The following is a 15871-nucleotide window of genomic DNA, read 5'->3' as shown; positions in this document are numbered from 1 at the left end:
TGGGGGGTAGCATCCGCTATAGTTTTGAGAAGGCCAAGAATCCTTTGCAAGAGAGGGAAAGTAACGGGTCTTCTTCGTGTGAGTCAGCGAGTTGTCCCGCAGGGCTGAGCCATGAGCGTCTTGGGCAAATCCTCACGAAGGTCTGCCGGCTGACGGGCTGTTTGGCACAGGAGATATGTTCGACCAGTCGAGTGCCTAAGCACCTGTATGCGCGCCTGTTCTTGGTGCACTTAGCCTGCCAAGAGGGTGCCACCGTCTCCCAGCTCTGCCTGCTGCTGGGGCGCGCTCCATCGACCATCTACCGCCTACGTAAGCAATACGACCAAGAAGCCCTCTATAATCCAGCCTTTAGGAAGATAGTGAAGAGTGAAGAGTTAAGAGTGAAGAGTGAAAAGTGAAAAGTGAAGAGTGAGCAGAAGTCATTAATCATTGAACATTGATATTGGCGTGAGTATGTTTGCGCACATTGTAGGGGCGAATTGCAATTCGCCCATATTGCAAATTACCCACATTTCAAATTCGTCCCCATTCCAAATTTGCCCCCATTTCAAATTCGCCATGTTACAATTCACCCTCATTCCCAATCGCCTCCATGTTACAATTTGCCCCCATTCCAAATTCGCCCATATTGCAAATTACCCTATGCTGTTGTATGTGTTTTTTCCTCAAATCGCCCCTATTTCAAATTCACCCCCATTGCAAATCGCCCATGTTTTCAATTGCCCCCATGTGGAAGGGCGAATTGCAATTCGCCCCTACACGTGTGTTATCAGGACGTTCGCAAACATACGTGTAAATACAAAAAAAAGCATCACGGGCATGGTGTGAGTACGTTTGCGTGCGTCGTAGGGGCGAATTGCAATTCGCCCATATTGCAATTCGCCCCCATTTCAAATTCCCCCATGTTTTCAATTGCCCCCATTCCAAATCTCCCTTGGGATAAAAAACTCGAAAAAAAGTTTTTTATTATAAAAATAAATTTGTATCTTTGCCCCCTTGAAAGAAGTATATGTCTTGTAATACACACAGCTGATTGCACTCAGTCCTTGGGATAGTTCTGTCCTGAAGGCTGTGTCTTTTCGTGTATATTTTATAGCTAATGATTGGTGGCAATACCTACAATGATGAATATTGTATAAAATCTAATCATTGAATTAGGAGTCAGAAAGCCATTGATCATTAATCATTAATCATTAATCATTAACAAAAAGATGCTTACGAACCAATCTTCCAGAATTAATTTTGCTTCAACCAAGCATGTGCCTGACTATCCGGATTTCTTGGATATTCAGGTGAAATCATTCCAAGATTTCTTCCAGATGGAGACCAAGTCGGATGCCAGAAGTGGCGAGGGGCTATATAGCACCTTCAAGGAGAATTTTCCTATCACCGACACCCGCAACCAGTTTGTACTGGAGTTCTTGGACTATTTCATAGACCCTCCTCGCTACTCTGTGGAGGAGTGTATAGAGCGTGGACTTACTTATAGTGTTCCCCTCAAGGCTCGTCTTAAGCTCTTTTGTACTGACCCAGAACATGAGGATTTTGAAACCATTGTACAGGATGTATATTTGGGTACCATCCCATATATGACAGGTAGTGGTACCTTTATCATCAATGGGGCTGAGCGTGTGGTTGTCTCTCAGCTACACCGTTCGCCAGGGGTGTTCTTCGGGCAGTCTTACCATGCCAATGGTACCAAGCTCTATTCGGCTCGTATCATTCCTTTCAAAGGATCTTGGATAGAATTTACCACGGATATCAACAATGTCATGTATGCCTACATCGACCGTAAGAAAAAGTTACCCGTAACGACCCTCTTCCGTGCCATAGGCTTCGAGCGTGACAAGGATATCCTCGAAATATTCGACCTGGCAGAAGAGGTAAAAGTCTCTAAGACAGGTCTTAAGAAATACCTCGGTCGCCGCCTTGCTGCCCGTGTGCTCAACACTTGGCATGAGGACTTCGTGGACGAAGATACAGGCGAAGTGGTATCTATCGAGCGTAATGAGATCATCCTTGACCGTGATACCATCCTCGAAAAAGAACATATCGACCAGATTGTAGAATCCAATGCCAAGACCATCCTCCTTCATAAGGAAGATGAGCGCAGTGTGGACTACAACATCATTCATAACACCCTCCAGAAAGACCCTACTAACTCCGAGAAGGAGGCTGTAGAGCACATCTATCGTCAGTTGCGCAACGCAGAACCACCCGATGAGGAAACTGCTCGCGACATCATCGATAAGCTCTTCTTCTCTGACCAACGCTACAACTTGGGCGATGTAGGGCGCTATCGTATGAATAAAAAATTAGGGCTCGATATCCCTATGGAAAAACAGGTACTTACCAAGGAAGATATCATCACCATTGTTAAGTATCTCATCGAGCTTATCAACTCCAAAGCGGAGGTTGATGATATCGACCACCTTTCCAACCGTCGTGTGCGCACCGTAGGCGAACAGCTCGCCGCTCAGTTCGGCGTAGGGCTTGCCCGTATGGCACGTACCATTCGTGAGCGTATGAATGTACGTGACAATGAGGTCTTTACACCACTGGACTTGATCAATGCCAAGACCCTTTCTTCGGTGATCAACTCTTTCTTCGGTACCAGCCAGCTCTCCCAGTTCATGGATCAGACCAACCCGCTAGCCGAAATCACCCACAAGCGCCGTCTCTCTGCCCTCGGTCCTGGAGGTCTCTCCCGCGAACGTGCAGGCTTTGAGGTGCGTGACGTACACTATACTCACTACGGACGCCTTTGTCCTATCGAAACCCCTGAAGGGCCAAACATCGGTCTTATCTCCTCTTTGGCCGTATATGCCAAGGTGAACAACATGGGATTCATAGAGACTCCTTACCGCAAGGTAGAAAATGGAAAAATAAAACTCGACGAACTCATCTATATGAGTGCTGAGGAGGAAGAAGGTCTTAAGATTCCTCAAGCCAATATCCAAGTGGACGACCAAGGAAATATCCTCGACGAACGCTTGGTAGTGAAAGAAGATGGGGACTTCCCTGTCATCTCTCGCGAAGAAGTGGACTACATAGATGTGGCGCCTAACCAGATCGCCTCCATCTCCGCTTCCCTTATTCCTTTCTTGGAGCACGACGACGCGAACCGTGCGCTCATGGGATCCAACATGATGCGCCAGGCGGTACCACTCTTGCGCCCTGAAGCCCCTATCGTGGGTACAGGTCTCGAAAAACGTGTAGTTACCGACTCCCGCGTACTTATCAATGCCGAAAGAGAAGGTACCGTAACCTATGTGGATGCCGACAAAATTGTTATCAAGTACGACCGCACCGAAGACGAAATCCTTGTTTCCTTCGATAGTGAACTGACTACCTATGACCTTATTAAGTTCCGCCGTACCAACCAAGGTACTTGTATCAACCTAAAACCTATCGTGCGCAAGGGTGACCGCGTGCACAAGGGGCAAGTACTCTGCCAAGGATATGCTACCGAACAGGGTGAACTCGCCTTAGGTCGCAATATGAAGGTCGCCTTCATGCCTTGGAAAGGATACAACTTCGAGGATGCGATTGTGATCTCCGAACGTGTAATCCGTGAGGATATCTTCACCTCTATCCATATCGACGAGTATACCCTCGATGTACGTGATACTAAGCTCGGGGTAGAGGAACTCACCAACGATATCCCTAACGTATCCGAGGATGCTACCAAAGACCTCGATGAAAACGGTATCGTACGCATCGGAGCTAATATCAAACCTGGGGATATCCTTATCGGTAAGGTGACTCCTAAGGGAGAAAGTGATCCTACTCCTGAGGAAAAACTCCTTAGAGCGATCTTCGGTGACAAAGCTGGCGACGTGAAGGATGCCTCTCTGAAGGCTTCTCCATCCCTCGAAGGAGTGGTTATCGGTAAAAAGCTCTTCTCCCGTGCGGTGAAAACCAAACAAAAACGTGCCAAAGAAAAAGACGAAATGGCAGCCCTCGATGCAGCGTTCAACGCTAAAGCAGAGGCGCTTAAGGATGTCCTCCTCGAAAAACTCTTCTCTTTGGTCAATGGAAAAACCTCTCAAGGGGTATTCAATGATTTAGGAGAAGAAATGATTCCTAAGGGTAGAAAACATACCCAAAGAGGTCTCAAAGAAATAGAAGACTATACACACTTGCTCTCTGGTGGTTGGACTACCGATGAGCATACCAACGAGCTAATCAACGACTTGATTCACAATTACAAAATCAAGCTGAACGACCTTCAGGGTATGCTCCGCCGCGACAAGTTCACCCTTACCGTGGGGGATGAGCTACCTGCTGGTATCATGAAGCTCGCCAAGATATACATCGCTAAGAAGCGTAAGCTCAAAGTAGGGGACAAGATGGCCGGTCGCCACGGTAACAAGGGTATCGTAGCCCGTATCGTACGTGATGAGGATATGCCTTTCCTTGAGGACGGAACTCCTGTGGATATCGTACTCAACCCGCTTGGGGTACCTTCTCGTATGAATATCGGTCAGATATACGAAACCGTACTCGGATGGGCAGGACAGAAACTCGGCAAGAAGTTTGCTACCCCTATCTTCGACGGAGCTTCCCTCGAGCAGATTACCGAATATACCAATGAGGCAGGGGTACCTGCTTTCGGACATACTTACCTCTATGACGGAGGTACCGGAGAGCGCTTCGACCAGAAGGCTACCGTAGGGGTGATCTACATGATCAAGCTCGGTCACATGATCGACGATAAGATGCACGCCCGTTCTATCGGTCCTTACTCTCTTATCACCCAGCAACCTCTTGGTGGTAAGGCACAGTTCGGAGGTCAGCGTTTCGGGGAAATGGAGGTATGGGCTCTCGAGGCTTATGGCGCTTCCAGCACCCTTCGCGAGATCCTTACCGTTAAGTCCGACGACGTTATCGGCCGTGCTCGTACCTACGAGGCTATCGTACATGGCGATACCATGCCTGAACCAGGATTGCCTGAGTCCTTCAACGTACTCATGCACGAACTCAAAGGATTGGGCTTGGATATCCGCTTAGAAGACTAAAGAATGATCAATGGTCAATGATCAATGATCAATATAAAAGTGAAGAGTGAAGAGTTACCATTGAGAGTAATTCTTCACTCTTTTTTCTTAATAAAAAATAAGGAATAGTAGAGACGCAATTTATTGCGTCTTAATTTATTGATTCTTAATAAATTAAATTACACGAAAGTTTTTTATCCTTGATTTACCTCTTTGATTGAAGACTAATATCATTAATTCATTATGAAAAGGTTTTTATTTTCAGCAGTTTGTATATTTTCCTTGCTCCCTCCTTCGCTGGCGCGAGCTTGCAGTCCTTTGCTGCTCACTGATTCCTCTCCGCTACAGGAGAGTGTATATCCTTTGGATAGCTTGCAGCGCGATACCATAGCTGCAATAGCGCCTACTGATCCAGTAGTGGCAAAGCCGTATGTAAACCCGTGGTCATTGGCTATTCCTGCGGTGCTCATCGCTCGTGGTGCCTTTTCTATCGATTCCCATTTTGACCACAAATTGCAGCGCTATGTCGTGGAGAATGTAAAGGGCAAGGTACGTGCCGATGATTATGTACAATACCTACCCATAGCCAGTGTTTTTGCATTCCCCAATTTGGGCTTGCCTCCAGCCCACTCTCTCAAGGAACGCTTGGTCATAGGGGCTACTGCCTATGCCCTTACCGCCATATTTGTCAATGCAACCAAGTATACCGTACGCCATCATCGTCCTGATACAAGTACTCACAACTCCTTTCCTTCAGGGCATACCGCCACTGTCTTCACCGGAGTGGAGATACTCTATCAGGAGTACAAGCACTACGACCCATGGATAGGCATAGGCGGCTACGCAGTGGCGGCAGGAGTGGGGCTCTTGCGTATCCATAACAACCGCCATTGGGCTTCCGATGTCGTAGCAGGAGCGGGGATAGGCATTCTCTCGGCTAAGCTCTCTTACCTGCTTTTCCCGTATACATCCCGTATTTTAGGAAAAAGAAAACAACCCCTCCCCATAGAAAAGGCCATACCAGAGACCTCGTCCTCCCTCTCGGTGCTCCCCATCTGGGAACCTACACATAACACCTTTGGCGCCGCCCTGACCCTGCAATTTTAAGGGAGCGAAGGAGACAAATTGCGGTGTGGGTGAATTGTAATGTGGATGAATTTCATCACATACTCCGCTGCGCCAGCTCGCGGACTTTGCCCCTACGACACACGCAAACGCCCTCATACCATGCCCATAACGTCTTTTTTTGTGTATTTACATGATTTATATGTATATTTGCCAATGTCCTGATAACACACGTGTAGGGGCGAATTGCAATTCGCCCTCTCCTGTATATGGACAATTCACTCTCCAAACCACCGAAAAGATATTAAAAAACAAAGAGTGAAGAACTACCCATAGTAATTCTTCACTCAGAGTTGTATAGTTTTTTGATTTCTAAATCTCAAGAATGGCAGAGATTTCATCACTGTAGAAATTCCAATTTGGAGCTCCTTTGTACTTTTGTACACTTGAGGAGGGTACAAGGATGTTTCTTCTTATTGATGAACCATTATTGAGAGCATTTGGATCTACTAAAGTAGGTACTTCAATTGCTTTTACAATAAGAGTAGACAAGCGAAAACAAGCAAAAAAAGCCACTTTATCTATTTTCTTGATAGTGGATGGTAAGATTACTTTTTCTACATTCTCACAACCAGCAAAGGCTCTTTCTCCTATTTCGGTAAGGGTGGTGTTGTCTAAGTTGATCTGAGTAAGAGCTACACAACCTCGAAAGGCTCTTTCTCCTATTTTTTCAGTCTTACCGAATTGTACTTCTTTTAGATTCACACAGCCAGAAAAAGAGGAAGCAGGTATTTCTTTGGTGTTAGGCAACTTTACGGAAACTAATTGAGTATCTTCAAACACAGCTTGTCCAAAAGTAACAGAGGACGAAGTATTAAAAGTAATCGTATGAAGTCTTGAATTGATAAAGGCATAATCTCCTATCTCTTTCAGGTTATTAGGGAGTGTAATGTTTTCTACCTTACTATCTCTAAAAGCATTTGCAGCTATTGTATTTACTTTTTGAAGTTTGCTATCTGCTTGCATATCAAGAGAAGTAGTGTTAGTATCTTCCCATTTCAGAAGTGTAAGTCCATCCTCACTAAGTTTGTAATAACTTGCAGGAATTCCGTTTTCTTTTGGGTCATCGCTACTTTTGCTACAACCAATAAAAGCAGCCACTATTAAGGCTAAGGATAGAATTTTTTTCATTATAATATGATTTAATTTGTTTCTCTGGGGCAAAAATACAAAATAATTACCAAATAACAAAAGATATTTAAAAAAAGTGAAGAATTACCTTTATTGCAATTCTTCACTCTTCCTTATTCATTGAACATTGAACATTGAACATTATTCATTGAACATTGATCATTATTCATTAATCATTGTTCCGAGTTTTCCTTGTGCTTTCAGCAGCTCTATTTCGGCGAGCTTATAGGAAAGTAGAGCGTTGGTATAGCTATTTTTAGCATCGGATAGGGCTCTTTCGCTTTCCAAAAGGTCGTTAAGGGAGGCGAGGCCTTCGTGATAGTTATTTTGGGTATTTTGGAGTACCTCGTTGGCCAATTTCACATTTTCTTCCTGTGTCTGTATGGTCAGTAGGTTGTTAGCCAGCTTTGTCTGGGCACTCTCCTGTGCTAAGTCTAGGGCAAGGCGCGTATCCTTCAGGGTCGCTTCGAGGGCTTCCTCTTCCATCTTAGCTTGTTCTATCTTGGCACGGGTACCGAAGCCAGAGAAGATAGGTATTTTTAGTCCTAAGGAAATGGCTGAGTAGTCAGACCAATACACTTTATCAGCCTTCCCGTAGAAGATAGGGGTCTTAGGTCCCATCCCTAAGTAGCCATAGGTAGCTTGTAGGGCGAGAGACGGGTAGAGTCCTCCACGTTGTGCCTTAGTACTGAGGCTAAGGAGCTCTTTTTGCTTCTCGAGGACTTTTATCTCGGTACGCTCTGAGGCATTTCCTTTTTCGAAAACCAAGGAATAATCAGCTTTGAAGGCTTCTTTAGGCAAGGAGATAGGCTCATCCATAGGCATACCTATCATGTATTTCAGGGCGAGGGTAGCCACTTGTAAGCCACTCTTGGCTTGTTGCTCAGCGGAGCGTAGGTTGTTCAGGGCTACAGTTACGCGGTCAAGGTCTATTTTTTTGGCCAACCCCGCTTTGTAGGAACCTTCGACTATCTTAGCCGTTTTCTCGGTAAGTTCGAGGTTTACACGCACATTTTCAAGGGCTTGTTCTCCTTGGTATACTTGCCAATAGGCTTGAGCTACTTTTTCGATAATATCGTTTTGGGTGAGCTGCTCATTGAGCTGATAGAATTCACGGGTGGTACGAGCCGCTTTCAGGCCGATAAATACCGCTTGGTTGAAGATCACCTGAGTGAGCTTCACCTCTGCCGAGGACGCCCATTCCTGCCCCATTTCGAGCTTCTTGGGCTCATTGGATACAGGCATTCCAGGGATAGCAAAGGCGCTCCCATCTATATAAGTAGCCTGTAGCTTAGGGTTATAGACGAGCCCCGCAGAGCCCGCGATAGTAGGCAAGGCATTGGCACGAGCCTCTTTGATCTTGTATTCACTCTTGCGGACTTCTATTTGAGCCTTTTGAGCATTGGCCTTGTGCTGGAGAGCATAGCCAATAGCTTGGGAGAGGGTGAGTTCTCTGCCTACCTCCTGCGCCCATAGGGAACTTGTCCCCACGCAGATACTTAGTATGGTAATAAAAATATGTTTCACTTCTACTAATTTATTTTTTAGATAATAAAGGGTTTTAGAATCATTAATCGTTAATCATTAATCATTAATCATTAATCATTGATCATTAATCATTGACAAGACTCTTTCCAGTTCTTTCATTCCTTTTTCATTGACAATGATTCTAAAGAAATACTCCATCATGGTATAGATAGTCTCCCAGAAGGGGAAATCTCTTTCGTCGAAAGCCTCTTCGAAGGAGCGCAATCGCTGTACTTGGGTGTAGAACTGCTTATAGAACTTGATATTGATATCCTTGCGAAAAAGCCCCTCCTTCCAACCTCTTTCGAAGAGCATGTCTATAAAGAGAGCATCCGCCTGAGCAAATTCCTTATCCATGCGCTTGTAAGTATCTGGAAAATAGCGCTTAAGTTCCCATAAGGGGCGAGCACTCTTCATATTGAAGAGATGTTCCACTTCCTTTTGTCCTAAAAAGACATTTTCTATAACACTTTTGTCTTCCTTAGAAAAAAAATGTTTCTGTTCTACAGCAAGACATCTCCAAAGCATAATCCAAACAAGCATCTACTAAAATCTGTTTCGAGGCAAATTGCTCGTAAAGGGTTTTCTTAGAAATTCCTAAGTTATGCGCTAAATCATCCATTGTAAAGGTCTTAAACCCATACTGTAAAAAATATCCTAAAGCACGAGGTACTATATCCATTATCTCAGTCGTTAGTCGTCGGTTGTCAGTGGTCAGTGAACAGTTGTCAGTGGTCAGTGAACAGTTGTCAGTGGTCAGTTGTCAGTTGTCAGTGATCAGTTACTCACTCTTCACCACATACCCAAGTTTATTCGCTTGGCTACACTCTTCACTTTTCACTCTTCGTTCTTCACTCAAAACACTCTTCACTCAAAACACTCTTCACTTTTTCGGGTGCAAAGGTAATACAAAAAACTAAATAAACAAAAAAAGTTTCCAAAATTTTTTCGGAGGAAAGAATGGTTGTGGAGAAGGTGGTTAAATAATTGATATATTGTTTTGTATAATTATAGAGGCTCTGTTGGAGAGGAGGCTTTCTATTGGGGATAAAAAAGAAAGAAGCTTTACAAAAGCTTCTTTTTTATTATATGTGTGTTGTGTGATTTCTTTCATGAGTTACTCTCGAAAGACCATTACTCATTGAGTACTGTTTCTCTTTCGGCGGGGTTATAGCCCCATGGGGAAGAGGTATTTTCCATTTGGGTCATCATTTTGTTCAGTGAGGCGGGGGCGGCAGATTGTTCCATGACGATATAGCGGCGCATCTCCACAATGATCGACAGGGGACTGATCTCCATAGGACAAGCCTCTACACAAGCGGCACAAGTGGTGCATGCCCAGAGCTCTTCTGGGGTGATGTAGTCGCCCAAGAGCGCTTTCTGGTCAGGGACAAAAGTACCCTTGTTCTGTAGTATATTAGCGCTTACCTCTTGTGCTCTGCGGCGGGTGTCCATCATAATTTTACGAGGGGAAAGGAGCTTGCCCGTTTGGTTGGCAGGACACTCATCGGTGCAGCGTCCGCATTCGGTACAAGCATAGGCAGCAAGGAGCTGCACACGACTTAGGTGCATGATGTCTGAAGCACCAAAGGTAGGCGTAGTCTCCTCGGTATCGCCCGTATCCTCTATCGTACCGAGCATCAGTTGTACCTCCCGTGTGACCGTAGCGAGGTTGTCCATAGCGCCTTTGGGTTTTATAGGCGCAAAGTAGGTATAAGGGAACGCCAAGAGGATATGTAGGTGCTTGGAATAGTATAGATAGTTCAAAAAAGCTAAAATCCCGAGAATGTGTCCCCACCATGCCCCGCGTTCTATGAGAATCAGGGTAGGGGAGGAGAGAGAAGCAAAAAGCGGAGAAAGCCACTGGCTTATCGGGAAGGCACCCGCCTGCACATAGGGGGTGACACCTCGCTCCTGCAAGAGTAGGTCACAGGCGTTCATCACCAAGAAAAGGGTCATCATCACCGCCTCGGCATAGAGGATGATATTGGCATCACGACGAGGTCGCCCCTGAAGTTCTTTCTTCTGAAAACGTGTGATTTTCAGTATGTTGCGGCGTACATAGAAAACGGTTACCCCTATGAGAACCAGCAGTGCCAAGACCTCGAAACTGCCGATAAGCAGGTTGTAAAACCCTCCTAAGAAGTGTAGCACCCTATGAGTACCAAAGAGTCCATCAATAAGGATTTCCAGTACTTCTATATTGATAATGATAAAGCCTATATATACGAATAGGTGGAGGATTCCCGCCACAGGGCGTACCCCCATTTTTCCTTGTCCTAAAGCCAAGCGGAGCATACGTAAGAGCCTTACCTTAGGGTGGTCAGTAGTATCCTGAGCTACCCCCAAGTGTATTGCCCTGCGAAGTCTCAGCATATTCCTTACAAAAAAGCCTATGCCCGCTGCTAATATAAGTATAAACAATAGTATAGCCACTATGAGTTCTTTAGGAATTTAGGATGTAAAGGTTCTAGTCTCTGATTACTGTTCACTGATTACTGATCACTGCTCACTGATTCTCTGACGACTGCTCACTGATTCTCTCCGAGATAGGCGTTTCTACCTTAGTGGGGGTCTCATACTCTTTGTTTTTCTTTCCAAAGATAGAGATGTGTACATAGCGCTTGGGGTTCAGGCGGATATCCTCCATTAGGAGTCCCAGTTCGGAGGTAGCTGTCTGTAGGTTGTTGTATAGCTTAGGGTCGGTCAGTAGTTTGCTTACAGTACCACCGCCTTTTTGTACTTCCTTGAGTAGGCCATCTACCTGAGTAAGGGTACTTTCCACATGTGCCATGAGCTTGCCTACTTGGAGCTTGGAGAGCGAGTCACTCAGTTGTACGAAGTTGCCTGAGAGGGTCTCTACATTGTGCAAGGACTTGTGCAGAGGCGCTTGAGCGGACGCCAATAGGTTATTGAGGCTCACTGAAGCACGGCTCATCTGTTGTAGGGTCACGTTCAGGTTGGCCAAGCTCTCCTTGATATCCTGTTGTGCTTTGGCATCGAGGGTACGGGAGAAGGTGGTCATGAGCGAGTCGGTGGAGGAGAGTACCTTGTTGAGGTTTTTGGCGGTAGGCTCTAAGTTAGCTCCGATAGCATCCATCAAGCTCGCTTGGATATGCGAGGGTAGGGTATCCCCAGGCTGTGCCTGTGGAGCGCCATCGAGAGCAGGGAGTATCTGTAGCCCCGTGTTGCCAAGCAGACTGCTGTAGATCTCCGCTTGGCTGTTCTTGGAGAAGGTAAAGTCCTTCTTACAGGAAAAGCTTACGATGATCTTGGCGGTAGCAGGGTCTATCTGAATCTTCTTCACAGCCCCTACGGTAACCCCATTTACAGTGACATTCGTCCCTGTCTGCAAGCCCCCAGAGTGGGTGAATACAGCATGATAGTTCTTGTCCGAGCTGAACAAAGGCGTGGACTTCAGGAAGTTATATCCAAAAATAAAACTCCCTACTCCTAAGAGTATGATAATTGCGGTTTTAGCTTCTTTCGATATTTTCACGGCGATATATTAAATTATTTGGGGGCAAAGATACAATTTTTAATGATTAATTGTTAATTTTCAATTGTTAATTATTAATCATTGATCATTGATCATTAATCATTGATCATTAATCATTGATCATTGAAATCTACACATTGAATCTAAAGTGCATGATATCGCCATCCTTCACTACATACTCTTTTCCTTCTACACGCATCTTGCCGGCTTCTTTCACTTTGCTTTCGCTACCATAGGAGATAAAATCCTCGTAGGCAATCACTTCTGCACGGATGAATCCGCGTTCGAAGTCGGAGTGTATCACCCCTGCTGCCTGCGGAGCGGTCGCTCCTACCGGAATAGTCCAAGCACGTACCTCCTTCACCCCTGCGGTAAAGTAAGTTTGTAGGTTGAGTAGTCTATAAGCGGCACGAATGAGCACAGAAGCCCCTGGTTCTCCCAGTCCCATATCCTGTAGGAATAGCTGGCGCTCTTCATAGGTCTCCAATTCAGCTATATCGGCTTCGGTAGCTACCGCCAGTACAATTACTTGTGCATTTTCATTCTTAACCGCCTCACGTACTGCCTCTACATATTTGTTGCCTGTGGCAGCGGAAGCCTCGTCTACATTACATACATATAGGATAGGTTTGGCCGTCAGTAGCTGATAGCTTTGGCTGAGCTCTTGCTCTTCCTCACTTAGCTCGACCGCACGTGCAGAAATCCCCTTGAGCAAGGCCTCGCGATAACGCCCCAAGAGGGCAAGCTCCTTTTGTGCTACCTTGTCTCCGGCCTTGGCGGCGCGGGTTACCTTCTCCAAGCGCTTCTCTACCGTCTCTAAGTCCTTGAGCTGTAGTTCTATATCTATAGTTTCTTTGTCGCGAATAGGATCTACCGAGCCTTCTACGTGTACGATATTGTCATTATCAAAACAGCGTAATACATGTATGATGGCGTGGCATTCGCGTATATTTCCTAAGAATTGGTTGCCTAAGCCTTCCCCCTTGCTTGCGCCTTTGACAAGTCCTGCGATATCCACGATTTCGACCGTAGCGGGTTGTACACGTTCGGGATGCACCAGCTCCTCGAGCTTCTCTAAGCGTGCATCAGGGACATTCACCACCCCCAAGTTCGGCTCGATAGTACAAAAAGGAAAGTTTGCACTCTGTGCCTTAGCGTTTGACAAACAATTGAATAAAGTGGATTTCCCTACATTGGGGAGCCCTACAATACCTGCTTTCATTCTGTTGATGTTTTTAGAGGGCAAAGATACAAAATAATTATCAATGGTTAATGATTAATTTTTAATGTTCAATGATTAATGTTCAATGATTAATGATTAATCGTTGCTCTCTGTTTCCGTAGTAAGACGCAATGAATTGCGTCTTACTCTTGATTGGCATTTCCAATAATTTTTAAGATAGAAGCTGTTTAAACTTTTTAGAGAAGTAAAAGTTCCCAAAAATTAGTAATTTTGTGTTTGAGAAAAAAGAACACCAAAATTCAGGAACTTTGTGCAAAGATCCAATAATTTATTGGATTATTCTCTTTTTAAGTCTAGGGAAAAGAGGATTTAAAAGTAATTTTGATTTGGCTTCAATAATGGAGAACAACCAGATGTTTATTTTGATAAAGAATTGTACAAAAATAGGTTTAAAATTGAACAAGCAAATGGTTGGCTTGACGGATATAAAGGTTTGATAATGAGATACGAGTATCTTGATGTAACTTGGATTGGAATGCTTTTATTAGGGTTTATCTCCAAGTTCCTCAAAAAAAATTAAACACGTTTAATATAATCTTGAAACATTGGGTAAAAATTTTCTTCAAAAAATTTTCTTTCTTCTACGGTTAAGGACGTTGAAATTTCTTCGTTAATATAATTGTAAATATTGTAATAAGCAGCAGTTTTCTCTTTCCATCCCCTTTTAAGTGAAGGGGCATAAAAAACTTCTATAACACTCTGTTTCTTGATTTTATCCCTTAATGCTGCTAATGAAAAAAGGTCGACTTGTTGTTCGCTTATCAAAAGCTGGTTGTCATTATCTTTTATGATTTCACCCATATCGTTTTTGATTGTTTTTTCGTCTGTGAGCAAAGCGTTTGGCAAAGAATGATTGATGTAATCAATTATTGAAGCATCAGCATATTTATAGGCGTTTTTAATGAAAAAATGAGGTTTATATAAGAAAAGTTGGTATAAATATACATTGTAATCTTCTAAATAATATCCTAATGAATCATCTTTAAAAATATGATTCAAAATATCATATAAAATAGCTTCATCTTTCTGTTCAATGCGAACTAACAATAGTTTTATGAAAAAAACTTGAGCATATTCTTCTTTTTCAAATTCTTGTTCTTTTAAAAATTTGAAAAACTCCAAGCGAAAATCCTTTTTTTGAAAATCATCTAATTTTAAATCTTCAATATAGGAGCCTTTGTATTTGTATTGTTTTAATTCAATGTTCTTTATGAATGATTCTGAAGTATTTACCCCTTCAATAAGAGTTGCCTCACTCATACTATTCTTTGGGTTATTATCGCCTTTTCCCATTGCACATTTTAAAGCAAGTGATAAAATGATGAAAATAGATATTTTGTAAATCATATACTTAATTTTTTATGAAGAAGCTGTTTAATAAAGTAAAAGTTCCTGAAAATTAGTAAATTTGTGTTTGAGGAAAAAGAACACCAAAATTCAGGAACTTTGTGCAAAGATACAATAAATCATTGGATTATTCTCTTTTTAAGGATAGGAAAATTTAGCTTCAATAATGGAGCGCAACCAGATGTTTATTTTGATGAAGAATTGTACAAAATAGGTTTAAGATTGAACAAGCAAATGGTTGGCTTGACGGATATAAAGGTTTGATAATGAGATATGAGTATCTTGATGTAACTTGGATTGGAATGCTCTTATTAGGGTTTATCTCCAAGTTCCTCAAAAAAGTTTAAACACGTTTAAAAAGATAATCAAAATGGTTTTTGAGAGAAACTCTCATTTACCTTAATTATCAACAAAAAAAAAATAAAATATACTTACTTTAGTCTATCAATTCTCTCTTTTAGTTCCTGTGATATTCTTTTCTCATCTTTAATGTCTAAATGAAATCCGTGATAAACATTCTTAGATTCTTTTTTAAATTCTATGTATCTTTTTTTATTAGTATCATAAAAATAAAGTGTCTTGTTTTCTCTATCATCAGTATTAATTGCTCTTAACAATAATTTTTCAGCTTCGTCTCTCCCACATAATAACAACGAGACCTTATTACCTTTATTAGATGAGTGTGCACCTTTTCCATATTCACCGTGCTTTGGATTTAAGTTAAAAACTCTTTGAGGTTTTCTATTTTCTGAGAACCAATCAAGTACTTGTTTAAAATTTGCATCTCGTACTTCTATATCAAAGGTAAGACTATTACAACTAATAGAGACACTTCCATCAGAGCATCTAAAAGCATACTGATTAATTAGTAAGAATGTTTTCTTTGCAGAGTCATAAATACTTTTACGTTTAGCCAATTCGCAGAGTGTATCATTTTTTATAGCACTCTCATAATAGGTAAACATATCCTCCTCATCTTGTGTAATTTCATCACGCCAA

At 43.1% G+C, this 15871-nt stretch carries 10 protein-coding genes and 1 pseudogene; 3 read left to right on the top strand and 8 right to left on the bottom strand.

Translation table 11 applies throughout. The features are described 5' to 3' along the window. The first annotated feature begins 161 nt into the window (after window positions 1-161). The 3 genes from CAPGI0001_RS13085 (at window position 162) to CAPGI0001_RS04710 (ending at window position 6107) form a co-directional block, all read left to right on the top strand. A complete protein-coding gene (locus CAPGI0001_RS13085; protein WP_162013385.1) occupies window positions 162-398 on the top strand; it encodes a helix-turn-helix domain-containing protein in 237 nt (78 codons plus the stop codon). An 813-nt stretch (window positions 399-1211) separates the two neighbouring features. Then, window positions 1212-5021 carry a DNA-directed RNA polymerase subunit beta gene (gene rpoB, locus CAPGI0001_RS04715; RefSeq protein WP_002667425.1) on the top strand — a complete coding sequence of 1270 codons (3810 nt, stop codon included), beginning with the start codon at window positions 1212-1214 and terminating at the stop codon, window positions 5019-5021. 222 nt (window positions 5022-5243) lie between these two features. Then, window positions 5244-6107, top strand: a complete 864-nt coding sequence (locus CAPGI0001_RS04710) for a phosphatase PAP2 family protein (protein WP_081451917.1) — start codon at window positions 5244-5246, stop codon at window positions 6105-6107. A gap of 330 nt (window positions 6108-6437) precedes the next feature. Here the strand turns inward: CAPGI0001_RS04710 and CAPGI0001_RS04705 are convergent, their stop codons facing one another. The 8 genes and pseudogenes from CAPGI0001_RS04705 to CAPGI0001_RS13080 form a co-directional block, all read right to left on the bottom strand. Next, window positions 6438-7256 carry a leucine-rich repeat domain-containing protein gene (locus tag CAPGI0001_RS04705; protein WP_002667257.1) on the bottom strand — a complete coding sequence of 273 codons (819 nt, stop codon included), beginning with the start codon at window positions 7254-7256 and terminating at the stop codon, window positions 6438-6440. A 162-nt stretch (window positions 7257-7418) separates the two neighbouring features. Continuing rightward, window positions 7419-8768 (bottom strand): TolC family protein, encoded by a 1350-nt coding sequence (locus CAPGI0001_RS04700; protein WP_428829066.1) that lies wholly within the window; start codon window positions 8766-8768, stop codon window positions 7419-7421. A gap of 90 nt (window positions 8769-8858) precedes the next feature. Beyond that, window positions 8859-9465 (bottom strand): annotated as a pseudogene (locus tag CAPGI0001_RS04695) (TetR/AcrR family transcriptional regulator). A gap of 452 nt (window positions 9466-9917) precedes the next feature. Further along, on the bottom strand, window positions 9918-11159 hold the full coding sequence (locus CAPGI0001_RS04690; RefSeq protein ID WP_211205493.1) for a 4Fe-4S dicluster domain-containing protein: 1242 nt from the start codon (window positions 11157-11159) through the stop codon (window positions 9918-9920). Window positions 11160-11292: 133 nt separating this feature from the next. Further along, a complete protein-coding gene (locus CAPGI0001_RS04685; protein ID WP_002667600.1) occupies window positions 11293-12282 on the bottom strand; it encodes an MlaD family protein in 990 nt (329 codons plus the stop codon). Between the two features lie 130 nt (window positions 12283-12412). Then, complete coding sequence (gene ychF, locus CAPGI0001_RS04680; RefSeq protein ID WP_002667552.1) at window positions 12413-13504, bottom strand: redox-regulated ATPase YchF; 1092 nt, start codon at window positions 13502-13504, stop codon at window positions 12413-12415. Between the two features lie 537 nt (window positions 13505-14041). Then, window positions 14042-14872, bottom strand: a complete 831-nt coding sequence (locus tag CAPGI0001_RS04670) for a hypothetical protein (protein ID WP_002667293.1) — start codon at window positions 14870-14872, stop codon at window positions 14042-14044. 431 nt (window positions 14873-15303) lie between these two features. After that, window positions 15304-15871: hypothetical protein (locus CAPGI0001_RS13080; protein ID WP_002667336.1), on the bottom strand; the 568-nt coding region annotated here is incomplete at its 5' end.

Source organism: Capnocytophaga gingivalis ATCC 33624 (assembly GCF_000174755.1).
GTDB classification, from domain to species: Bacteria; Bacteroidota; Bacteroidia; order Flavobacteriales; family Flavobacteriaceae; genus Capnocytophaga; species Capnocytophaga gingivalis.
The sequence above is the reverse complement of the archived record's forward strand: the minus strand, read 5'-3'. Positions and strand labels throughout refer to the sequence as shown.